The sequence below is a fragment of the Ideonella sp. genome (genome assembly GCF_041914305.1).
GTDB lineage: Bacteria > Pseudomonadota > Gammaproteobacteria > Burkholderiales > Burkholderiaceae_C > Ideonella.
The window spans coordinates 1-21,119 of sequence record NZ_JAYSDQ010000005.1; the positions used below are offsets into that span (position 1 = coordinate 1).

At 69.8% G+C, this 21,119-nt stretch carries 20 protein-coding genes; 9 read left to right on the forward strand and 11 right to left on the reverse strand.

The window, feature by feature from the left end; all coding sequences use genetic code 11:
- Positions 1–87: 87 nt before the first annotated feature.
- Positions 88–675 (reverse strand): polyhydroxyalkanoate synthesis repressor PhaR, encoded by a 588-nt coding sequence (gene phaR, locus ACE3SG_RS08035; protein ID WP_374563936.1) that lies wholly within the window; start codon positions 673–675, stop codon positions 88–90.
- A gap of 162 nt (positions 676–837) precedes the next feature.
- Positions 838–1,488, reverse strand: a complete 651-nt coding sequence (locus ACE3SG_RS08040) for a nitroreductase family protein (RefSeq protein ID WP_374563938.1) — start codon at positions 1,486–1,488, stop codon at positions 838–840.
- Between the two features lie 305 nt (positions 1,489–1,793).
- On the opposite strand from ACE3SG_RS08040, the gene acsA reads away from it, so the two are divergent.
- From acsA to ACE3SG_RS08080, 8 genes are all read left to right on the forward strand, one after another.
- The gene (gene acsA, locus ACE3SG_RS08045; protein WP_374563940.1) at positions 1,794–3,551 is read left to right on the forward strand and encodes an acetate--CoA ligase; all 1,758 of its coding nucleotides are present in this window, start codon (positions 1,794–1,796) and stop codon (positions 3,549–3,551) included.
- The gene (pdhA, locus tag ACE3SG_RS08050) at positions 3,548–4,531 is read left to right on the forward strand and encodes a pyruvate dehydrogenase (acetyl-transferring) E1 component subunit alpha (protein WP_374563942.1); all 984 of its coding nucleotides are present in this window, start codon (positions 3,548–3,550) and stop codon (positions 4,529–4,531) included. The genes acsA and pdhA overlap by 4 nt, the downstream gene beginning before the upstream one ends.
- Positions 4,528–5,037 carry a flavodoxin family protein gene (locus ACE3SG_RS08055; RefSeq protein ID WP_374563944.1) on the forward strand — a complete coding sequence of 170 codons (510 nt, stop codon included), beginning with the start codon at positions 4,528–4,530 and terminating at the stop codon, positions 5,035–5,037. Before pdhA ends, ACE3SG_RS08055 begins: the two co-directional genes overlap by 4 nt.
- Positions 5,034–6,029 carry an alpha-ketoacid dehydrogenase subunit beta gene (locus tag ACE3SG_RS08060; protein WP_374563945.1) on the forward strand — a complete coding sequence of 332 codons (996 nt, stop codon included), beginning with the start codon at positions 5,034–5,036 and terminating at the stop codon, positions 6,027–6,029. The genes ACE3SG_RS08055 and ACE3SG_RS08060 overlap by 4 nt, the downstream gene beginning before the upstream one ends.
- 3 nt (positions 6,030–6,032) lie before the next feature.
- Positions 6,033–7,205: a dihydrolipoamide acetyltransferase family protein gene (locus ACE3SG_RS08065; RefSeq protein ID WP_374563947.1), complete on the forward strand. Its 1,173-nt coding sequence runs from the start codon at positions 6,033–6,035 to the stop codon at positions 7,203–7,205.
- Positions 7,202–7,453, forward strand: coding sequence for an acyl carrier protein (locus ACE3SG_RS08070; protein ID WP_374563949.1), 252 nt, complete (start codon positions 7,202–7,204; stop codon positions 7,451–7,453). The genes ACE3SG_RS08065 and ACE3SG_RS08070 overlap by 4 nt, the downstream gene beginning before the upstream one ends.
- Before the next feature lie 104 nt (positions 7,454–7,557).
- Positions 7,558–8,244 (forward strand): alpha/beta hydrolase, encoded by a 687-nt coding sequence (locus tag ACE3SG_RS08075; RefSeq protein ID WP_374563951.1) that lies wholly within the window; start codon positions 7,558–7,560, stop codon positions 8,242–8,244.
- A complete protein-coding gene (locus ACE3SG_RS08080; RefSeq protein WP_374563953.1) occupies positions 8,237–8,476 on the forward strand; it encodes a hypothetical protein in 240 nt (79 codons plus the stop codon). Before ACE3SG_RS08075 ends, ACE3SG_RS08080 begins: the two co-directional genes overlap by 8 nt.
- A 28-nt stretch (positions 8,477–8,504) precedes the next feature.
- Here ACE3SG_RS08080 and ACE3SG_RS08085 read toward each other — a convergent pair whose 3' ends face one another.
- From ACE3SG_RS08085 to ACE3SG_RS08125, 9 genes are all read right to left on the reverse strand, one after another.
- Entirely contained in the window at positions 8,505–9,584 is a 1,080-nt protein-coding gene (locus tag ACE3SG_RS08085) for a chemotaxis response regulator protein-glutamate methylesterase (RefSeq protein ID WP_374563955.1), read from the reverse strand.
- Between the two features lie 10 nt (positions 9,585–9,594).
- A complete protein-coding gene (locus tag ACE3SG_RS08090) occupies positions 9,595–10,422 on the reverse strand; it encodes a protein-glutamate O-methyltransferase CheR (RefSeq protein ID WP_374563957.1) in 828 nt (275 codons plus the stop codon).
- Positions 10,423–10,432: 10 nt separating this feature from the next.
- A complete protein-coding gene (locus tag ACE3SG_RS08095; RefSeq protein WP_374563959.1) occupies positions 10,433–10,981 on the reverse strand; it encodes a chemotaxis protein CheW in 549 nt (182 codons plus the stop codon).
- Between the two features lie 29 nt (positions 10,982–11,010).
- Positions 11,011–12,717: a methyl-accepting chemotaxis protein gene (locus ACE3SG_RS08100; protein ID WP_374563961.1), complete on the reverse strand. Its 1,707-nt coding sequence runs from the start codon at positions 12,715–12,717 to the stop codon at positions 11,011–11,013.
- An 83-nt stretch (positions 12,718–12,800) separates the two neighbouring features.
- Complete coding sequence (locus ACE3SG_RS08105) at positions 12,801–14,993, reverse strand: chemotaxis protein CheW (protein ID WP_374563963.1); 2,193 nt, start codon at positions 14,991–14,993, stop codon at positions 12,801–12,803.
- Positions 14,990–15,331 (reverse strand): lipid asymmetry maintenance protein MlaB, encoded by a 342-nt coding sequence (locus tag ACE3SG_RS08110; protein ID WP_374563965.1) that lies wholly within the window; start codon positions 15,329–15,331, stop codon positions 14,990–14,992. Before ACE3SG_RS08110 ends, ACE3SG_RS08105 begins: the two co-directional genes overlap by 4 nt.
- On the reverse strand, positions 15,328–15,696 hold the full coding sequence (locus ACE3SG_RS08115; RefSeq protein ID WP_374563967.1) for a response regulator: 369 nt from the start codon (positions 15,694–15,696) through the stop codon (positions 15,328–15,330). Before ACE3SG_RS08115 ends, ACE3SG_RS08110 begins: the two co-directional genes overlap by 4 nt.
- A 13-nt stretch (positions 15,697–15,709) precedes the next feature.
- Positions 15,710–16,864 carry a methyl-accepting chemotaxis protein gene (locus ACE3SG_RS08120; protein ID WP_374563969.1) on the reverse strand — a complete coding sequence of 385 codons (1,155 nt, stop codon included), beginning with the start codon at positions 16,862–16,864 and terminating at the stop codon, positions 15,710–15,712.
- A 90-nt stretch (positions 16,865–16,954) separates the two neighbouring features.
- Complete coding sequence (locus ACE3SG_RS08125) at positions 16,955–17,566, reverse strand: response regulator (RefSeq protein ID WP_374563971.1); 612 nt, start codon at positions 17,564–17,566, stop codon at positions 16,955–16,957.
- Between the two features lie 142 nt (positions 17,567–17,708).
- Here ACE3SG_RS08125 and ACE3SG_RS08130 point away from each other — a divergent pair, with 142 nt between their 5' ends.
- Positions 17,709–21,119, forward strand: a complete 3,411-nt coding sequence (locus ACE3SG_RS08130; RefSeq protein ID WP_374563973.1) for a response regulator — start codon at positions 17,709–17,711, stop codon at positions 21,117–21,119.

Consider the following 21,119-nt stretch of genomic DNA (forward strand, 5'->3'; position numbering starts at 1 on the left):
AGGAGGAGCCGGTGGCCGAAGGCCAGCGGCGGGGGACATGAACGGAGCCGGTCCCCCAAGCCCCGCGGCCGCACCAACCAGCGCGGGCTACTTCTGCCCCGGCGTCGGCGGAAAGCCCGGGAACCCCGGGATCAGCCCACCGGCCTGCTTTTGCATCTGCTCTTGCATCTGCACGAACAGGTTCTTCGACTGTTCGAGGTAGTTGCCCATCAGCCCCTGCATCATCGGGGCCTGGCCGCTCATGAACTGGGCCCACATCTCGGGTGTGAAGGCCTTGGGGTCGTACAGGCCGCGGGCCTGTTCGGCCAGGCGGGCCTGCATCTCGACGAAGGTCTGCAGGTTCTTTTCGAGGTACGAACCCATCATGCCCTGCATCGCGTGGCCGTAGAAACGGATGATCTGGGCCAGCATGCGGGCGGTGAACATCGGCGCGCCGCCGGTTTCTTCTTCGAGGATGATCTGCAGCAGGATGCTGCGCGTGAGTTCGTCGCCGGTCTTGGCGTCGCGCACTTCGAATTCGATGCCGTCGAGCACCATCTGCTTGACGTCGGCCAGCGTGATGTAGGTGCTGGCGCTGGTGTCGTACAGCCGGCGGTTCGGGTACTTCTTCAGCACTCGCAGGGCCGGCGCTTCAGCGGGTGCGGCTTCGGCGGCGGTACGGCGGGTGTTGGGCATGCGGCGAGACTCCTGGAAACGGCCTGTTCGCCTGCATTTTGTGCGCTGCGGACAGGGGGCTGCTTGTGCGACTGCACAAACAATTCTAGGCGGCCCCCCAGTGAACCCCACCACGGGATTGCACTGTCAGGGTCGGCCCGAAAACTGCGGCCACGCGCTTCGTCATGTGTGAGCCTGCGGGTAACCCACCGTCTGCGACAGCAGCACATGCTGGCTCGGCGGCAGGCCCAGCGCCTGCGCAATCGCCTCGCGGTCGATCCACGCCCGCAGCACCGAGCCCAGCCCGGCGGCCGCGCAGTAAAGGTACACGTTCTGCGCAATCGCGCCGGCCGCCACGCTGGCATAGCCTTCGCGCTGCGCGACCGGCACCAGGCTCATGCGGGCGTGGTCGGCCACGTAGACCAGGTCGAGCGGCGCGTCGTCGACGAAATCCTGGTAGCCGGTCACGCGGCGCAGGTCGGCCGCAGCCACCAACTCCAGCGTGTGTGTCGACGGTTCGTAGGCGTAGGCGCCCTCCGGCAGCGCCACGATCACGCGGATCTCGTTGGCGCCCAGCGCCGAGGGCGCGGTGCGGCCGCCGCCGTTGCGGTTCACACCGTCGGCCGCCCACAGCAGGTTGGCCAGCACCTGGCTCGGCAGTGGCTCGGCGCGAAACGCCCGTATCGAGCAGCGCCGGGCCAGCGCCTGCATCAGCGCGGCCGGCAGCTCGCGCTCGGGCGGCGGCAAGGTGATGCGCCGCTCGGCGTCGCCCAGCACCGGTTCTGGCCGCAAGGCGCCCATCGCGCCCAGCACGAGCTTGGTGAGTGTGTTCATCGTGCGTCCTCCGATCTGTGGCGCCAACGATGGCCCATCGCCCGCCGCCGGGGCATGAGATTTCTCAAGCGCACGGCCTTCACCGGCAGCCCGGCCGGCCCGGCCCGGTTCGGCCGGGAACTGATATTCCTCAAACGGCGCGCAGGGACCGAGGCGAAGAATCGCCCCACTGGAGCCGGCCCGAGCGTCTGTCGCCCCCGCCCCGCTCCGCAACGAGGAGACGCCGGCATGAGACTGCTACTGCTCCCGATGGCCCAACGCCGCGCCGCGCACCGGGTCGCCCGTGCCGGCCATGGGGGCGTGCGATGAATGCACCGCCCGACCTCATCCGCAAGCCCGCCTCGGCACGCTCGGCCAACCTTGCCGACCTCGAGACCGAGCGCCGCCGCTTCAGCTGGGCCGATTCGCGCCGGGCCCTGCAAGCCGATCTGCCACTCGGCAGCCTGAACATGGCGCAGGTGGTGGACCGCCACGCCAGCGGTGCCCAGGCCGACAAGGCCGCGCTGCGCTGGCTCGGCAAGGCCGGCGGGCGGCGCGAGATCAACTACCGCGAACTGGCGGCCAGCGGCAACCGCCTGGCCAACGTGCTGGCCACGCTCGGGCTGCTGCCGGGCGACCACGTGTTTCTGCTCAGCGGCCGCATCCCCGAGCTGTATGTGGCGATGCTCGGCGCGCTGAAGCACCGCTGCGTCGTCACGCCCTTGTTCTCGGCCTTTGGCCCCGAGCCCATCGCCACCCGGCTGCGCCTGGGCGCCGGCAAGCTGCTGGTGACCACCTCGTCGCTGTACCGCAAGAAGGTCGAATCGATCCGCGCGCAGGTGCCGCAGCTGGTGCATGTGCTGCTGGTGCGTGACGACGATGCCCCGCTGCCGGCCGGCACGCAAGACCTGCAGGCCCTGCTCGACGCCGCCTCGCCCGACTACGCGACCCAGCCGACCGACGCGCAGGCCGCCGCGCTGCTGCACTTCACCAGCGGCACCACCGGCCAGCCCAAGGGCGCGCTGCACGTGCACGAGGCCATCGTCGCTCATGTGGCCACCGCCCGCATGGCGCTCGACTTGCGGCCCGACGATGTCTTCTGGTGCACCGCCGACCCGGGCTGGGTGACCGGCACCTCGTACGGCATCCTCGCGCCGCTGGCGCTGGGGGCCACGCTGATCGTCGACGAGGCCGAGTTCGACGCCGAGCGCTGGTACGCCACGCTGCAGCGCGAGCGGGTCAACGTCTGGTACACCGCGCCGACGGCGGTGCGCATGATGATGCGCGGCGGGTTGGACGCGGCGCGCGCGCACCGCTGCCCTGACCTGCGCTTCATCGCCAGCGTGGGCGAGCCGCTGAACCCGCTGGCCGTGCGCTGGGGCCTCGAAGCCTTCGGACTGCCTATCCACGACAACTGGTGGCAGACCGAGACCGGCGGCATCATGATCGCCAACTGCGCGTCGATGGACATCCGCCCCGGCTCGATGGGCAAGCCGCTGCCCGGCATCGACGCGGCCATCGTGCAGCGCCAGCCCGACGGCAGCGTGACGCTGGTCGACGACCCGGCGGTCGAAGGCGAGCTGGCGTTGAAGAGGGGCTGGCCATCGATGTTCCGCGCCTACCTGAACGACGAGGCGCGCTACGCCAAGTGCTTTGCCGGCGACTGGTACCTCAGCGGCGACCTGGCGCGCCGCGACGCCGAGGGCTACTACTGGTTCGTCGGCCGCGCCGACGACATGATCAAGTCCAGCGGCCACCTGATCGGCCCGTTCGAGGTCGAGTCGGCGTTGATGGAACACCCCGCCGTGCACGAGGCCGGCGTGATCGGCAAGCCCGAGCCGATGATCGGCGAGATCGTCAAGGCCTTCGTCGCGCTCAAGCCCGGCGTCGAGCCCACCGATGCGCTCAAGCGCGAGCTGCTCGGCTTCGCCCGCCAGCGCCTGGGCGCGGCGGTGGCGCCGAAAGAGATCGCCTTCACCGCCAACCTGCCCAAGACCCGCAGCGGCAAGATCATGCGCCGCTTGCTGAAGGCGCGAGAGCTCGGCCTGCCCGAGGGCGACACCTCGACGCTGGAGTCGCAATGAACCTCAACGCGCAAGACGGCCGCCGCCTGCTGTGGCAGATGCTGCGCATTCGCCGCTTCGAAGAAGCCTGCGCCGAGCTCTATGGCGCCGGCAAGATCCGCGGCTTTCTGCACCTGTACATCGGCGAAGAGGCCATTGCCGCGGCGGCGATGCCCGAGCTTCGCGCCGACGACAGCGTGCTCGCCACCTACCGCGAGCATGGCCACGCGCTGGCCCGCGGCGTGCCGATGAAGGCGGTGATGGCCGAGATGTTCGGCAAGCGCGAGGGCTGCAGCGGGGGCCGCGGCGGCTCGATGCACCTGTTCGATGCCGGCCGGCGCTTCTTCGGCGGAAACGCCATCGTCGCCGGCGCGTTGCCGATGGCCGCGGGCTTCGCGCTGGCCGAAAAGCTGCGCCACACCGACCGCATCGCCGCCTGCTTCTTCGGCGAGGGGGCGGTGGCCGAAGGCGAGTTCCACGAGGCGGCCAACCTGGCCGCGCTGTGGCGCTTGCCGCTGCTGATGCTGTGCGAGAACAACCTCTACGCGATGGGCACCGCGCTCGACCGATCAGAAGCCGACACCGACCTGTGCGCCAAGGCGCGCAGCTACCGGCTGGGCGCGATCTCGGTCGACGGCATGAACGTGGCCGCGGTGCACGACGCGATGCGCCATGCCGTGGCCCACGTGCGCAGCGGCGAGGGGCCGATGTTCGTCGAGTTCCGCACCTACCGCTTCCGCCCGCACTCGATGTTCGACCCCGAGTTGTACCGCGCCAAGGACGAGGTCGAGCGCTGGAAGCAGCACTGCCCGATCGCCGCGTTCGAGGCACACCTGCAAGCACTCGGCCTGGCCGTGGACCGGCCCGCCATCGAGCAAGAGGTGGCCCAGGAGCTGGCCGCCGCCATCGCCTTCGCCGAGGCCGGCCAGTGGGAGCCGGTCGAGAACCTGACCCAGCACGTCGTCGCCCCCGTGGCGGCCGCCACCGGAGTAGCCCCATGAGCCGAATCCTCGTCGTCTATTTTTCGCGCACCGGCTACACCCGGCGGGTGGCCGAGTCGCTGGCGCAAAGGCTCGGTGCCCAGCTGGCGCCGATCGACGAGCCCCGCTCGCGCCGCGGCATCCTGGGCTACATCCGCTCGGCCCGCGAGGCCATGCGCCGGGCCGAGGTCGAGATCACCGCGCCGGCCGCCGACCCGGGCGAATTCGACCTGGTGCTGATCGGCACGCCGGTCTGGGCGTCGCACGCGTCGCCGCCGGCCCGCACGCTGGCATTGCGCTGGCAGGGCCGGGTCAAGCGCGTGGCGCTGTTCTGCACGCTGGGTGGGTCGGGCGCCGAGGCCGCGCTGGCCGAGTTGCAGCTGGCGATCGGCCAGGCCCCGGTGGCCACGCTCGCGCTGACCGACCGGAAGATCGACGCCGGGACCGCGGCGACGAAGCTCGACGCCTTCGTCGCCGCCCTGGGCGCCGTGGCCATGCCGCCGGTCGCCTTGAAGAGAGCGGCATGAGCCCGGCACGCGCCACCTACCGCGACGCACTGCGCGCCGGCCTCCGCGCCGCCTTGCAGCACGACGAGCGCGTGTTCCTGATGGGCGAGGACGTGGGCCGCTACGGCGGCACCTACGCCGTCAGCCACGGCCTGCTGGCCGAGTTCGGTGAAGACCGGGTGCGCGACACGCCGCTGTCCGAATCGGGCTTCGTCGGCTGCGGCATCGGCGCGGCGATCAACGGCATGAAGCCCATCGTCGAGGTGATGACGGTGAACTTCAGCCTGCTGGCGCTGGACCAGATCGTCAACAACGCCGCCACGCTGCGCCACATGTCGGGCGGCCAGGTGGGCGTGCCGGTCGTCATCCGCATGACCACCGGCGCCGGCCGCCAGCTCGCGGCGCAACACTCGCACAGCCTGGAGTGCTGGTATGCCCATGTGCCGGGCCTGCGCGTGCTGGCGCCAGCCACGCTGGACGACGCCCGCGGCATGCTGCTGGCGGCCCTGCAATGCGAAGACCCGGTGATCATCTTCGAGCACGCGATGCTGCTCAACGCCGAGGGCGAGCTGGCCGGCGAGCCGGCGCCGGTGGACATCTCGCATGCCGCCGTGCGGCGCGAGGGCCGCGACCTCAGCCTCGTCACATACGGCGGCTCGCTGCCGCGCTGCCTGGCCGCGGCCGAGCAGCTCGCGGCCAGCGGCATCGAGGCCGAGGTGCTCGACCTGCGGGTGCTGCGGCCGCTGGATGTCGAGGCGATCGTCGCCACTGTGCGCCGCACGCGCCGCGCGGTGGTGGTCGACGAAGGCTGGAAGACCGGGAGCCTGGCCGCCGAGGTGGTGGCGACGCTGGTCGAACACGCGTTCTACGAGCTGGACGCGCCGATCGCGCGGGTCTGCAGCGCCGAGGTGCCGATCCCCTACCCCAAGCACCTGGAAGACGCCGCGCTGCCCAGCGTGCCGCGCATCGTCGCGGCGGCGCGCGCGCTGGTCGCCCCCACCACCGGGAGTTGAACGATGTTCGAGTTGCGCTTGCCTTCGTTCGGCGCCGACATGGACGACGCCGAGTTCGTGCAATGGAACGTCGAGCCCGGCCAACCGGTGCACCGGGGCGACATCGTCTGCGTGGTCGAGACGCAGAAGGGCGCGATCGACGTCGAGATCTGGCAGGACGGCACCGTCGCCAAGCTCGTCGCCGAGCCCGGCCAGCGGCTGCCCGTGGGCCACACACTGGCCTGGCTGGCCGCGCAGGGCGAAGACTGGCAGGCCGTGGCGCAACAGGCCGCCACTGCACCGGCGCCGGCCATCGAGACGGGCGCGACTCCCGTCGTGCCGCCCGCAGCGCCCGCGCCGTCACCCCCGCAGCCCGCAGCAGCCGCCGCACCGCGCATCTCCCCTGCCGCCCGCCGTCGCGCGGGCGAGCTGGGGGTCGACCTGGTCGCGCTGGCGGCCAAGGCCGGCGACCGGCCGATCACGCTGGCCGATGTCGAAGGCGCGGCCCCGGCCAACGCGGCGCCGCCCTCGCCGCAAGACGCGATGCGCGCCGCCATTGCCGCGGCGATGGCCCGCTCCAAGCGCGAGATCCCGCACTACTACCTCGGCTGCGAGGCGGTGGTCGAGCCGGCCTTGCGCTCGCTCGAAACCTTCAACGCCGGCCGGCCGGTGGCCGAGCGGGTGCTGTTCGCCGCGCTGGCCCTGCGCGCGGTCGCACTCGCGCTGCGCGACGCCCCCGAGCTGAACGGCCGCTTCGTCGACGGCCGTTTCGAGCCCTCGACCGCGATTCACCTGGGCGTGGTCACCGCGCTGCGCGGCGGCGGCCTGGTAGTGCCCACCGTGCACGACGCCGATCACTTGAGCCTGCCCGAGCTGATGCGCGAGTTGCACCAGGCCCTCACCCGCGCGCGCAGCGGCCAGCTGCGCAGCTCGGACCTGGCCGACTCGACCGTCACCGTCAGCAACCTCGGTGACCTCGGCACCGACATGGTCTATGGCGTGATCTACCCGCCACAGGTCGCGTTGGTCGGCCTGGGCCGCGTGGCGCCGCGGCCGGTGGTGCAAGACGGCGCGATCGTCGCCGCGCGCACGGTGCACCTGTCGCTCGCCGCCGACCACCGCGCCAGCGACGGGCTGATCGGCGCGCGTTTCCTGGCCGCGCTGCAGCGCCGGCTGAGCCAACCGGAGTTGCCATGATGGACACAGACGTGCGCCAGGCAGTGATCGACAGCGTGCTGGAGATCGCGCCCGAAGCCGACTTTGCCCAGGTCGCCCCGCAGCAGTCGCTGCGCGAGCAGCTCGACCTGGACTCGTTCGACTTCCTGAACCTGCTGATCGCGCTGCAACAGCGCCTGGGCGTCGAGGTGCCCGAGGCCGACTACGCCCGCGTCGACTCGCTCGATGCGCTGGTCGCCTACCTGCAAGAGGCGATGGCCCGCCATTGACGAGCCAGGCGGGCCACGGCCGGCCTGCCCCGCCTCCCCTGAATTCGGTTGATTTGACCCGGCGCAAGTCTTGCCAAGGGCAAGGCGCGCATAAACGTGACCGGATGCTCGAACAGATGGAGATGACGATGGAAGACCTGCTGCTGCCGACCAAACGGGTCCAGATCGGCCCGCTCGCGCTGGACGGCGACCTGGTCGTGCCACCGCAGGCCCGGGGCCTGGTCGTCTTCGCGCCGGGCAGCGGCAGCACGCGCCGCCACCCGCTCTACCAGCAGATGGCGCGTGCGCTGCACGAGCACGACCTGGGTACCTTGCTGTTCGACCTGCGGCCGGCCCCATCGGCCGCCGAGCCAGGCGCCAGCGCCAAGCTGATCGCCGACAGCCTGGTCGACGTGGTCGACTGGATGGACCGACGCCCGGCGCTGGCCACCCTGCCGCTGGGCCTGCTGGGCGCCGGCCCCGGTGCCGCCGCGGCGCTCGCGGCAGCGGCGGCACGGCCGCAGCGCGTGGGCGCGGTCGTCTCGTGCAGCGGCCAGCTCGAACCGGTGTTGAAGAAATTGCCGCAAGTCGCGGTGCCCACGCTGTTGATCGCCGGCGGCGCCGAAACCGCGCTGGTCGCAGTGAACCGCGACGCACTGGCCCGCCTGCCCGGCCCGCATGAACTGGTGCTGGTGCCACGCGCCGGCTTCGTGCTCGAACAGCCCAAGTCACTGGACCGCGTCAATGAACTGGCCGGCCGGTGGTTCGCCCACCACCTGCCCGCCCGCGCCAAGGGAGCTCGCCATGGCTGATCGACTGCACCTTCACCGCGGCTTGCTGTACCAGCACTCGCGGACTTTCGATTTCGTCGAGTCCGACCATGGCGCGTTGGCCGATCAGCTGCGGCGTTGCAGTGAGCCGCACAACCGGCGCGACGGGCTGCGCCACGCCCTGCTCGAAGCCCTGAGCTTCCTGCATCGCCACCTGGTGACGGTGGTGCTGTTGCTGGTGCTGCTGGCCGCGGCCTCGTCGCTGGCGGCTTGAGGCTCGGTCTGCGGGGGTCGCGTTTCGGTCAGCGCCCGGGGCGGCTGAGCTGCGCAAGGATCTCGCGCTCGATCGCGTGCAGCGGAACGCTCTTGTCGACCGCGCCGCGCCGGACGGCCTCTTTGGGCATGCCATAGACCACGCAGGAATCCTCGTCTTGCGCCACCGTCCTGGCGCCGGCCTGGCGCATCTCGAGCAGGCCGGCGGCGCCGTCGTCGCCCATGCCGGTCATGATGATGCCCATCGCGTTCGAACCGGCGGCCCGCGCCACCGAACGAAACAGCACATCCACCGACGGCCGGTGCCGGCTCACCGGCGGCCCGTCGACGACGTCGACCACGTACTGCGCGCCGGCGCGGCGCAGCAGCATGTGGCGGCCGCCGGGGGCGATCAGCGCACGGCCGGGCAGCACCCGATCGTTGTTCTCGGCCTCCTTGACGGCAATCGCACAGATCTGGTCCAAGCGCTGTGCGAACGCGGCGGTGAATTTCTCGGGCATGTGCTGCACGATCAACAGGCCGGGGCAGACACGAGGCAGCGCCGTCAACACCTGCTCGAGCGCCTGCGTGCCGCCGGTGGAGGTGCCGATGGCCACCACTTGCTCGGTGGTCTGCAGCATCGCCCGCGGCTGCGCGGCGGGCAGGATGGCGTCGGCCGTGTGGCGCACCGGCGCCTCGGCGCGCGCCGCGCGTGCGCCCAGCCTCGCCACGTTGGCGCGCGCGGCGGCGCGGACCGCGGCCACCAGCTCGGCCGAGCTGTTGTTGAGAAACTGCTTCAGGTCGAGCTTGGGCTTGGTCACGATCGCCACCGCGCCGGCCGACAAGGCCTCGACCGAGGTGGTGGCGCCCTTCTCGGTCAGCGTCGAGCAAATGACCACCGGCGTCGGCCGCTCGGCCATGATCTTACGCAGGAAGGTGATGCCGTCCATGCGCGGCATCTCGACGTCCAACACGATCACGTCGGGCCAGCTGGTCTTCATGCGCTCGATGGCGATCAGCGGGTCGGCCACCGCATGCAGCACCTCGATGCCCGGCGCTGCATCGAGCAGCCCGCCCAGCACCTGACGCACGACGGCCGAATCGTCGACGATCATGACCCGGATGCTCATTCGCATGCCCTCATGGCCGGCAATAGACCGACGGGGCCAACGCGCGCAAATCGGGGCTCAGGTCATGGAGCGATTCCGAATGGCCGATGAACAGCTGGCCGCCGGGTTTCATGGTCTGCACCAGCCGGGCGACCACGCTGCGCTTGGTCTCGGCGGCGAAATAGATCATCACGTTGCGCAGGAAAACCAGGTCGAAGCTGCCGATGCCAGGCAGCGGCCGGTCGAGGTTGATCTGCATGAAGCGAACCCGCTCACGCAACGCGCGCTGGACCAGCAAGGTGCCCTCTTGCGGCCCGGTGCCGCGCAGGCAATAGCGCTGGCGATAGGCGGTGGGGATGCCCTCGGTGCGCGCTTCCGGGTAGTGCCCGGTGCGGGCGCGCGCGAGCATGCGGGTGCTGATGTCCGAGGCCAGCACCTCCCAGCCCAGGTCGCCCTGGCAGTCGGCCAGCACCATCGCGATGCTGTAGGGCTCTTCGCCGCTGGAGCAGGCCGCGCTCCACACACGAAGCGGCCTGCCCTCGCGCCGTGCCGCCAGCGCCATCTCGCGCAACAGCTCGAAATGCTGCGGCTCGCGGAAGAAGTAGGTTTCGTTGGTGGTCAGCAGGTCGATCGCGAGCTGGGTCTCGGCGCTGTCGTACCCGCTGCGCAGCACGTCCAGGTAGTCCGCATAGCTGGCCAGCCGGCGCTCGCGCAAGCGCTTTTCCAGCCGCCCGCTGACCAGGGCTTTCTTGTTGGGCGACAGCGAGATGCCAGCCGCCTCGTGGATGAAGGCCCGGAACTGCTGGAACTCCCGATCGCTCAGCTCGGTCGTCTCACCCGTCGGCGCAAACGTTGGCATGGCCCGGCGCTCAGTGGGTGGCCAGCGGGCGCGTGGCGTCGGTGGCATCGGCCGCGGCCAGGCCGTCGATGGCCAGCACCTGCTGGGTGTTGAGCAGGATCACGAACTTGCCGTTGACCTTGCCCATGCCGAACACGAAATCGTTGGAAATGGCGGTGCCGAACCCGGGCGGCGGCTCGATGTCGGCAGCGGCGATCTCCTGCACCGCATTGACCGAATCGACCACGATGCCGACCACCTGCTTCTCGTCACCGTTCGCCAGCTCGACGATCACGATGCAGGTGCGCTTGCTGACCTCGTTGGCCGGCTTGCCGAAGCGCACCGCCAGGTCCATCACCGGCACCACGGCACCGCGCAGGTTGATCACCCCCCGGATCGTGGCCGGCATCATCGGCACGCTGGTCAGGCGGCCGTACTCGATGATTTCCTTGATCGACAGGATGCCGATCGCATAGACCTCGCCGCTCAACATGAAGGTCAGGTATTGCGTCGGGTCCTGCACCGGCGCGCGGCCGGCCTCGGTGGGGCCGCGCGCGGCGGCTTGCGCAAGAGCGTTCATCTTTCGGTCCTCGCTTCGATCGGCTCGGGTCAATACTTGACGAACAGGGTTTCGTCCAGCGCTGCTTCGTGGCGAGCGTGCCCGTTGTCAGCGCGTGGGGTGTGGCGGGCAGCCGGGGCAGGCGCCGGGTTCGGCGCGCGCGCCGGCGCCTTGCGCACCGTGCTGCGCTGCGGCGCAGCTACCGCGGCGCCGGTCTTGAAGAAGGCGATGATGTTCTGCAGCTCCTCGGCCTGCCCGCTCATCTCTTCGGCGGTCGCGGCCAGCTCCTCGGAGCCGGCTGCGTTCTGCTGGGTGGTCTGGCTGAGCTGAGCCACGGCGGCGTTGATCTGCGACACCCCCGAAGACTGCTCCTCGGAGGCGGCCGTGATTTCCTGCACCAGGTCGGAGGTGCGCTTGATGTTGGGCACCATCTCGTCGAGCAGGTGCCCGGCGCGCTCGGCCAGCTCGACGCTGCTGCCGGCCACCTCGCCGATTTCCTGTGCCGCCACCTGGCTGCGCTCGGCCAGCTTGCGCACCTCGGCCGCCACCACCGCGAAGCCCTTGCCGTGCTCGCCGGCGCGTGCCGCCTCGATCGCCGCGTTCAGCGCCAGCAGATTGGTCTGGTAGGCGATGTCGTCGATGATGACGATCTTCTTGGCGATCTGCTTCATCGCGGCCACGGTCGACTTGACCGCCTCGCCGCCCTCTGTCGCCTCGGTGGCGGCCTTGCTGGCCATCGCGTCGGTGGCCTTGGCGTTCTCGGTGTTCTGGCTGATCGACGCCGTCATCTGCTCGACCGACGCGCTGGTTTCCTCGACGCCCGAGGCCTGCTCGGTGGCCGCCTGCGACAGCGATTGCGCGGTGGCGTTGACCTGCTCGGCGGCGCTGCTCAGGCCGTTGGCGCCGTTGGAAACCTCGGACACCACGTGCGAGAGCTTCTCGACCATCTTCTTCATCGCGGCCAGCAGGCTGGCCTGGTCACCGGCCCGCAGCGCGATGTCGACGGTCAGGTCACCCGCGGCCACCTTGTCGACCACCTCGGCCGCGTACGCCGGGTCGCCGCCCAGCTGGCGCATCACCGCCCGCAGGATGAACAGGCCGATGGCGACCAGCGCCACCAGCGCGACGCCGGACACCGTGTACATCAGCCACTGGGCGCGCGCCGACGACTCGCCGGCGTGCTTGACCGCGTCTTCGCCGTACTGATTGTTCATCGCCACCAGCTTGCCCAGGCTGGCCTCGGCAGCGCTGAAGGCGGGCCGGTTGGCGACGAGCGCGGCGTGGTAGTCGTCGAACAGCTGCTTGCGGCGGGTGGCGTTGTCGGACTTGGAGATTTCTTTCGTGATGTTGGTCAGCTTGGCGTCGCCGGCCTTCCAGGTTTCCCATTCCTGCACGAACTGCTTCCACACCACGGCTTCTTCCGCGGTCTGCGGCAGCGGGTCATAGATCTTCCAGGCCTGGTCGACGCGGGCCCAGGCCTGGGCCTTGCGGTCCAGTGCCGAGTCGATGTCCTTCCACTCGTCCGGGTGACTCGCCAGTGCGTCGACCAGCCGGCTGTTGGAACGCACGGCGGTCTGCGCCTCGTTGATGACCTGCAGCGAGTTGACCGACGGCAGCCGGTTCTCGCCGATCTCGGACAACATTTCGGCATCGCGCTGCAGGCCGCTGAAGGCAATCAGGATCACCGACAGCAAGGCGACCACGCCCACGCCCAGCAGGGCGAGGATCTTGGTCTTGAGAGACAGGTTCGAGAACATGGGGGTCCCTTTCAGGGTGCGGGTGGCCGGCATCGAGCGCGGCATCGGGAAAACGGGGGGTGAAAAGCGGCCGAGGTGATTCGTCAGCTCACCGGGCTCGCTCGGGCGGCGGTGGACAGCTGGCCCGCCACCAGGGCTGAAACGTCGAGGATCAAGGCCACCTCGCCGCTGCCGAGAATCGTCGAGCCGCTGATGCTCTTGACATTGGCGAACAAGCGCGAAAGCGGCTTGATGACGGTCTGGAACTCGCCCATCAACTGGTCGACCACCAGGCCGAAGCGCTGACCCGACTGCTGGATCACGACCACGCTTTCCCGGCGCAGCGGCGGGGCCTGGATCTCGAAATAGTCGCGCAGGCGGATCTGCGGCAGCACGTGGCCGCGCAGGTTGCACCAGGACTGGCCAGGCTCGCTGGCGTGCTCGATGCATTCCTCGATGGCGTCCAGCGGCACCACGAAGACCGAGCCGCCGACACCGACCAGGAACCCATCGATGATCGCCAGCGTCAGCGGCAGGCGCACGCTGACGGTCGTGCCCTGGCCCTCGGCGCTGCGGATGGCGATGGTGCCGCGCAGCGCCGTGATGTTGCGCTTGACCACGTCCATGCCGACACCGCGGCCGGACAGGTTAGTCACGGTTTCGGCGGTCGAGAAGCCAGGCTCGAAGATCAGCGCGAAGACGTCGTCGTCGCTCAGGCGCTGCTCGGGCTCGATCAGCCCGCGCTCCAGCGCCTTGGCCACGATGCGGTCGCGCTTGAGCCCGCCGCCATCGTCGGTGACCTCGATCACGATGCTGCCCGAGTCGTGGAAGGCATGCAGCTTCACCGTGCCCTGCGCCGGCTTGCCCAAGGCCAGCCGGGCCTCGGCCGGCTCGATGCCGTGGTCGATCGCATTGCGCACCAGATGCATCAGCGGGTCGCCGATCTTCTCGACCACGGTCTTGTCCAGCTCGGCGTCTTCGCCGCTGATCTGCAGCGCAATGTCTTTCGCGGTTTCGCGCGCCACGTCGTGCACCACGCGCTGGAACCGGCTGAAGGTGGCGCCGATCTTGACCATGCGCAGCTGCAGGGCGCTGTCGCGCACCTGCTGCACCAGGCCCGCCATGCGCGAGGTCGCCTCTTGCAGCTCGCCGCGGTGGGTCTGTCGCGCCAGCAGGTCGGCGCTGGCGCCGGCGATGATCAGCTCTCCGACCAGGTTGATCAGGTGATCGAGCTTGTCGGCGTCGATGCGCAGAGAGCGCCCTTCCTGCGACCGGTTGTCGCTGGCCTGGCGCAACTGGGTCTGCTTGGACAGCGCTGCTTCCACCAGCGCGGGCTGCACGAACTGCTGGTCGACCAGCACGGCCCCCAGCTTGGGCCGCTCGGACGACGACGCGTCGTCGGCGGCCAGCCTGGCCTGCATGCTCAACGCCTCGTCGAGCTCACGCTGTGTCAGGCTGCCACAGCCAATGAGGATCTCACCGAGCCGCATCGAGCCTTCGGGCAGCGCCTGGATCAGGCGCACATAGTCGTCGACCAAGCTGTCGGGTGGCAGGATGCGCAGCTCGCAGTCTTCGCGCACGAATTCGAAGACGCTTTCGATCTTGGCCTTGTCGGCGTCGCTGGCCAGCGCGATTTCGAAGCCCAGGTAGCAGGCTTCGGGGTCCATCTGCGCAGGCTCCGGCAGCGCGTCGTCCAGCGCCGCGATGCCGACGATGCGCCCGATGCGCCGCAGGTAGCGGATGAAGGACAGCGGGTCCATGCCGTTGCGCAGCACGTCGGCGCCGAAGCGAAGCGACAAGTGCCAGTGGTGGCGGCGACCACCGGCGACATCGCCTGCACCACCACTTGCGACGAGCGGCAACGAAGGCTTGTCGACCGCCGCCGCCGCGGGTGCCTTGGCGGCGGGCTTGTGATAGCGGCCGAGCTGGTCGATCAGGGCGCCGGCATTGCGGGTCGACTCTTCGTCGGCCTGCAGCTCGCCGCTGGCCACCGCGTCGATGGCCATCAGCAGGTGGTCGCAACACGACAGCAACAGAACCTTCAAGGCTTCGTCGATGGTGACGCGGCCTTCACGGGCACCGTCGAGCACGCTCTCGACCACGTGGGTGAATGCCACGATGTGGTCCAGCCCGAACAGGCCGGCCGAGCCCTTGATCGTGTGGGCGCCGCGAAAGATCGCGTTGACGTGTTCGGCCATGTCGCACGATGGGCCGAGGGCCAGCAGCCCACTTTCCATGTCGGCCAACAGATCGCGGCATTCCTCGATGAAGGTCTGCAGCGCGGCTTCGAGGTTCATGGTGTGCTCCCGTCGCCGGCCTGGCCGTCGACCGACAAGGGGCCGCCGAAGAGGCCAGCCACATTGACCAGCTCCAACACTTCGGACACCGCCGGGCTGCAGCCGATCAACCGCAGCGCCTGGCCCTGGCGCACGGCGGTGCGCTTGAGCAGCATCAGCAGTTGCAGGCCGGCGGTGTCGATCTCGGTCACATCCGACAGGTCCAGCTCCAGCGTGCCGCCGCAGCCGGCGAGCGCGTCGATCAGCAGCGCCTTCTGGCTGGCGGCGTGGTAGATCGTGACCTCGCCCTCCAGGCGCACGCGGCCTGGCGGTGGCGTCAGGGTGCTCGGCTCGCTCATGGCAGCACCAGCATCTGCACGACGTTGACCAGCGCCTCGGGCAGGAAGGGTTTGACGACCCAGGCCTTGGCGCCGGCCGCCTTGCCCTCGGCCTTCTTCGCGTCCTGCGACTCGGTGGTCAGCATCACCACCGGCGTGAAGCGGTATTCGGGCCGCTGCTTCACCTCCTTGACGAAGCTGATGCCGTCCATGTTCGGCATGTTCACGTCGCTGATGATCAGGTGGACCTTCTGCCCCTTGAGCTGCGACAGCGCGTCGCGGCCGTCGCGGCCTTCGAGCACCTCGTAGCCTGCGGATCGCAGCGTGATGCCCACCACCTGACGCACCGAAGAGGAGTCGTCCACGATCAGAATCGTCTTGCCCATGCCGTTTGCCTCGTCAAAAGAAGGTGATCGTGCTGGCCGCCGGTGCACCCTTGGTGCTGGGGTCAGCGCTGTCGCGCTCGTCGGCCATGGCGTAGCTGCTTTCCAGCTCGTGCAGCAACGCGCGCACATCCAGGGCCGGTGGAAACTGGCCGCCGCCGCAGCGCTCGCGACCCTCGGCCATCAGTTGCGGGACACGTTCGATGTTGGTCTTCACGTGGCCCATGATCTGGCTGACCCGGTCCTGGAACTGCAGGTGCACCAGGGCCTGGTTGATCTCGTGCTGCAGGTAGTCGCGGCTTTGCTTCAACTCGTCGGCCCGTTGGGTCAGCGCCTGCGTCGAGCCGCGGAACCGGCCGATCACCGATTCGATCGAGCCCCTGGACGCGGCCACCGCGGCGTTGTCTTCGAGCAGCGATTGCTCGGCCGCGGCGCAGGTGTCTTCGATCGCCTGGCTGACCAAGGCCACCTTGCGGGCGATGCTGCGTCCGGTCTCGGCCGAGCGGGCCGACAGTGCACGCACCTCTTGGGCGACGATGGCGAAGCTGCGACCGGCCTCGCCGGCACGGGCGGCCTCGATGGCGGCGTTCAGCGACAGCAAGTTGGTCTGCTGCGCGATGCGGGCCACGTCGCCCGTCATGGCTTCGAGATCCTGGATGAACTGGCGCTGTTCGCCGACGCGATCGACCATCAGCTGTTTGCTGGCCATGGCCGACTGCAGCGACGCGACCACGGCACCCAGCTCGTGTTCACCTTCGTCCAGAGCCTTGACCAGGGCCATGTCGCCGCTGCCGATCGAATCGGTGGCCAGTTCGGACATCGACGTCGCCTGCGCCAGCTGCGCGACGATGTCTGAAAAGCGCGCCGCCAGCGACGAGACGCCGTGCTCCATCTGCTGGCGCGAGGTGTCGATCTGGCGCGCCCAGACGGGCAGCAGAGCGTCACCGAAGGCGTGCTGGCCGGCGAGACCGGCGTCGATCGCCTGGCGCAGGCGGGCGGTGCCGCGAAGATGCTGGGCGCTGGCCGCCAAGCCGGCGCCCAGCAGCGCCGCCGCCACCAGGGCCGGCCCGGGCTCCAGCCCACCGAACCCGAGCGCGGCCGACGCCCCCACGGCAGACACCAGCGCCGCAGCGCGCGCCTTCAGCCAATCGACGATGCCGTCATCCAACACGCTTGTTCTCCCAAATCGTCAGTCGAACGCCAAACCACCAGGGCTGACGTTAGTGATTTATCGACTTTCGATTTGTTCGAATTGAGCGTTTTATTCGTTTATTTTTGGCGGCTCAAGGCAGGCGCGCAGCGCGGCGGCCAGCCCATCGGGGGCGACCGGCTTGTGGACCAGGCCCACGCCGGCGGGCAACCCGCCCAGGGCGGCCAGGCGCTCTGGCCCCAGGCTGGTGACGACGACGATGGCCCGCGGCCCGGGCGTTCGCGCCTGGCGCAGCTCGCGCAGCATCTCGAGCCCGTTCATGTGGGGCATCACCACGTCGGTGAGCAGGATGTCGGGCGTCACCTGCCCGATGGCCACCAGCGCCTGGAAACCGTTTTCGACCACCTGGATGGCCGCGTCCGGCAGCGTGGCTTCGACCACGGCGCTCAGCAGGTCCCGATCGTCGGGGTTGTCGTCCACCACCAGCACCGACGGGCCGGGGCGCGCCGGCGTCTTGCCGGCCGGGCGGGCCACGGCTTGCAGTTGCTGGCTGGCCAGAAAGCTCTCGACGCTGGCCGCATCGATGCGGCGGTGTCCCCCCACCGTCTTCCAGGCCTTGATGTAGCCCTGGTCGACCCAGCGTTGCACAGTGGGGGCCGACACGCCCAGCCGCTGCGCCACCTCGGCGGTGGAAAACGATGGCGGCGTGGCGGCGGAACTCACGGCACCATCTTATGCGGCGGCATCGTGGGCCTGTGGGGCGCCGGCCTTGCAGGGCCATGTCACCTTCGGGTTAGTCCGCAGAAACGTCACGAGTGACGGCATCGACAGTAGCCATGCATGTCGCAAGGAGCAGGATCCATCGATGAGACCCATTCCGATGCAGACTGGTCAGGTGGCGGCCGGCGTCCTGGCCGGCGGGGCTGACGATCCGGGCGCGGGCATGCGGGCTGGCGCGGTCGCCGAGGCGCCGGCGCTGCCGTCGAACGCCGCCTGGTCGAGCCGCCGGATCAGCGTCTTGCTGGGCGTCGCGCTGGCGCTGCTCACGGCGTCGGCCGTCTACCTGATTCTTCAGCAACGGGCCGAGGTCTGGCGCTCGGGCCGCCACAACGTGACGCACGTGGCCATGGGGCTGGAATCGGCGGTGAGTGCGCGGCTGACCCAGTCCGAATACAGCCTGCGCGGGATCGGTGCCGACCTGGTGGAGTCTCGCGGCGCGGTGGCGCGGGTCGAGGGCGTCTTGCGCAACGCGATGCGTTTCGACCCGACCTCGGCTTATCTGGGCTACCGATCGAAGGGGCGCGCCGACGTCGTCGTGGTCGACCAGGCCGGCAGGCGGGCCTCGCCGGAACTGGACCGCGAGGTGCGTGCCCTGGCCGATGCCGCGCAGGGGCCCGAGGTCGAGATGAGGCCCGTGATCAGGCTGCCGGACCACGACGACTGGTACGTGCCGATGGTGGTCTCGCTGGGCCCGGCCGGCGGCGACTGCGTGGCGTTGATACCGGCCAGGCGGCTGCTGGCCGGCGCGGACACGCTGCTGCTGTTGCGCGAAGGCTTCGTCTCGCTGGTGACCGACGACGGCACGCGGCTGCTGCGCTACTACAAGGCACACGACAGTTTCGAAGTGGGCGGCCCGCCCTTGGCCGCCAGCAGCCTGCGCGAGTTGCGCTCGCGGCGCGTGGGCAGCTTCGAGAGCGACAACTTCGTGACCGGCGAGCGCCAGCTCGTCGGCTATTCCAAGGCGCCATCGTTGCCGCTGTACGTGGGCGCCATCATCCCGCAGGCCGAGCTCTATCGTTTGTGGTTCGCCGCATCGGTGGGCCCGGGGGCGGTGTTCCTGCTCGGCCTGGCCGGCGTGGTGGTCTTCGGCCTGAGGCTTCGCACCGCGCTGCAGCAGCAGCGCGCGGCCACCGTGGCGGCCCGCCTGGCCACCACCGAGGCCCAGGCCGGCATGGCGCGGTTTCGCCGTGTCTTCGACGCGGCGGCGACGATCATGCTCGTCATCTCCGAGCGGGACGAGCGCATCGTCGAGGCCAACAGCGCCTGCTGCAGCCTCTACGAATCGTCGCGCGACCAGATCGTGGGGCGAACGATTTCAGAAGCGGGGATCGCGCTGCGGGACGAAGACCAGAAGCGCGCCATGCAAGAGTACCGCCAGGCCGGCCGGGTGAGCAGCCTCGAAGTGCACGGCACCAACCGGTCCGGTGGCAGCGTGACGCTGCTGCTGAGCATCGAGCCGATCGAATACGGCGGCGAACCATGCCGGCTGCTCGTGGGCCTGGACATCACGGCCAACCGGCAGGCGCTGCAGGCGCGCGCGGCGGCAGAGGCGGCCAGTCAGGCCAAGAGCGAATTCCTGGCGAACATGAGCCACGAGATCCGCACCCCGATGAACGCCGTGCTGGGGTTCACGGGCCTGGCGCTGCGCACCGACCTGACGCCCAAGCAGCGCAGCTACCTGACCAAGTCGCAGACCGCGGCCGAGTCGCTGCTGGAGCTGATCAACGGCATCCTGGACTTCTCGAAGATCGAGGCGGGCAAGCTGGAGCTGGAGCGACGGGAGTTCTCGCTCGACGATGTGCTGGAACATGCCGTGGTGATGGTGGGGCAGCGGGCCCAGCAAAAGGGCCTGGAGCTGCTGATCGCCGTGGCCGCCGACGTGCCCAGGCGGCTCGTCGGTGACGAGCAGCGCTTGACCCAGGTTCTCATCAACCTTTGCAGCAACGCCGTCAAGTTCACGGCCGACGGCGAAGTGGTGGTCACGGTGTCGCGCGTCAGCAAGACCGATCGCCCCGGCCATCTGCGGTTCTCGGTGCGCGACACCGGCATCGGCATGGACGCGGACCAGTGCGCACGGCTCTTCCAGCCCTTCGCGCAGGCCGATGCCTCCACGTCGCGCCAATACGGCGGCACCGGCCTGGGGCTGGCGATCTGCCGGCAACTGGTCGAGCTGATGGGCGGCGCCATCCGCGTGTCGAGCCAACCGGGGCTGGGCACCGAGTTCGTGTTCGAGGTCGATCTGGAGCCGGCCCCTGCCCCGGCAGCGCCAGCGGCAGCACCGGTCGACCTTCGTGGGGTGCGCGTGATGGTCGTCGACGACAGCGCCGCCGCACGCGAGGTGGTGGCGGGGCTGCTGGCCCCGCTGGGCTGCGACCTGGTGCATGCGGCCGACGCCGGCGAATGCCTGGCGATGCTCGGCGGTGCGCGCCAGGCGGCTGTCGACGTGGTCCTGATGGATTGGCAGATGCCCGGCATGGACGGGTTCGAGGCCGCGCGACGCATCGCCGCCGATGAGCAGCTGGCGCACAAGCCCCGGGTCATCCTGGTCACGGCGTACGGCGACGACGCCACCGCCGAGCGTTCACAAGCTGCCGGCCTGAACGGCTGCCTGGCCAAGCCGGTGACCGAAGGCGCGTTGTGCCAGGCCATCGCCGACGCCTTGGGCATGACCCAGGCCGGCCGGGCCGATGCCGCCGCGACCCCGAAGGACGACCCGCGCCCCTTGAACCGGCTGGCCGGGCGGCAAGTGCTGCTCGTCGAGGACAACGAGTTCAACCAACTGGTCGCGCACGAGTTGCTGACCAGCGTGGCCCAGATGGAGGTCACGGTGGCGCCCACCGGCTGGCGGGCGCTGGAGCTGCTGCGCAACCGGCGCTTCGATGTCGCGCTGATGGACGTGCAGATGCCGGACATGGACGGCTACGAAACGACCCGGCGCCTTCGCGCGGAACCGGCGCTTCAAGACCTGCCGGTCATCGCGATGACCGCGCACGCCACCGCGAGAGACCGTGAACTGTGCCTGGCGGCTGGCATGAGCGATTTCGTCACCAAGCCTTTCGACCCCAATCACCTGTTCGCGGTGCTGGCCCGCTGGACCGGCGCGACAACGCGCCCCGGCGACGAGTCGGATGCATCGGCGCCGGCAGGTGGCGTGTCGGTCGAGCGTGGGCTGGTGCATTGCATGGGCCGGGTCGACCTGTACGACAAGATCGCCCGCCGCTTCGTGGCCGGCGGGGTCGACTGGCCGGCAGAGATCAGGGCCATGCTGGGCGCCGGTCACTCGGCCCAGGCCATGGTGATGGCGCATTCGATGGTGTCGACGGCGGGGATCCTGGGAGCGCAGGCCTTGTCGGCCGCGGCGCGCGCGCTGCAGTCTGCGATCGAGGCCGGCGACCGCGAGCGAATCGCCCGGCTGGCCGAAGAGGTCTCCGACGAACATGGCCGCGCGGCGACGGTGTTGCGCACCTACCTGGCCGGCCGGCCAGCCGGCGCCTGA

Excerpts from the sequence above, each read along its gene's own strand:
- ACE3SG_RS08095 (WP_374563959.1), bottom strand. The coding sequence starts at position 10,981 with ATGAACGCTCTTGCGCAAGCCGCCGCGCGCGGCCCCACCGAGGCCGGC.
- ACE3SG_RS08105 (WP_374563963.1), bottom strand. The coding sequence starts at position 14,993 with ATGAACCTCGAAGCCGCGCTGCAGACCTTCATCGAGGAATGCCGCGAT.
- ACE3SG_RS08040 (WP_374563938.1), bottom strand. The coding sequence starts at position 1,488 with ATGAACACACTCACCAAGCTCGTGCTGGGCGCGATGGGCGCCTTGCGG.
- ACE3SG_RS08115 (WP_374563967.1), bottom strand. The coding sequence starts at position 15,696 with ATGGGCAAGACGATTCTGATCGTGGACGACTCCTCTTCGGTGCGTCAG.
- ACE3SG_RS08090 (WP_374563957.1), bottom strand. The coding sequence starts at position 10,422 with ATGCCAACGTTTGCGCCGACGGGTGAGACGACCGAGCTGAGCGATCGG.
- ACE3SG_RS08065 (WP_374563947.1), top strand. The coding sequence starts at position 6,033 with ATGTTCGAGTTGCGCTTGCCTTCGTTCGGCGCCGACATGGACGACGCC.
- ACE3SG_RS08110 (WP_374563965.1), bottom strand. The coding sequence starts at position 15,331 with ATGAGCGAGCCGAGCACCCTGACGCCACCGCCAGGCCGCGTGCGCCTG.
- ACE3SG_RS08100 (WP_374563961.1), bottom strand. The coding sequence starts at position 12,717 with ATGTTCTCGAACCTGTCTCTCAAGACCAAGATCCTCGCCCTGCTGGGC.
- ACE3SG_RS08070 (WP_374563949.1), top strand. The coding sequence starts at position 7,202 with ATGATGGACACAGACGTGCGCCAGGCAGTGATCGACAGCGTGCTGGAG.
- ACE3SG_RS08075 (WP_374563951.1), top strand. The coding sequence starts at position 7,558 with ATGCTCGAACAGATGGAGATGACGATGGAAGACCTGCTGCTGCCGACC.
- ACE3SG_RS08085 (WP_374563955.1), bottom strand. The coding sequence starts at position 9,584 with ATGAGCATCCGGGTCATGATCGTCGACGATTCGGCCGTCGTGCGTCAG.
- ACE3SG_RS08130 (WP_374563973.1), top strand. The coding sequence starts at position 17,709 with ATGAGACCCATTCCGATGCAGACTGGTCAGGTGGCGGCCGGCGTCCTG.
- acsA (WP_374563940.1), top strand. The coding sequence starts at position 1,794 with ATGAATGCACCGCCCGACCTCATCCGCAAGCCCGCCTCGGCACGCTCG.
- ACE3SG_RS08060 (WP_374563945.1), top strand. The coding sequence starts at position 5,034 with ATGAGCCCGGCACGCGCCACCTACCGCGACGCACTGCGCGCCGGCCTC.
- phaR (WP_374563936.1), bottom strand. The coding sequence starts at position 675 with ATGCCCAACACCCGCCGTACCGCCGCCGAAGCCGCACCCGCTGAAGCG.
- ACE3SG_RS08080 (WP_374563953.1), top strand. The coding sequence starts at position 8,237 with ATGGCTGATCGACTGCACCTTCACCGCGGCTTGCTGTACCAGCACTCG.
- ACE3SG_RS08055 (WP_374563944.1), top strand. The coding sequence starts at position 4,528 with ATGAGCCGAATCCTCGTCGTCTATTTTTCGCGCACCGGCTACACCCGG.
- pdhA (WP_374563942.1), top strand. The coding sequence starts at position 3,548 with ATGAACCTCAACGCGCAAGACGGCCGCCGCCTGCTGTGGCAGATGCTG.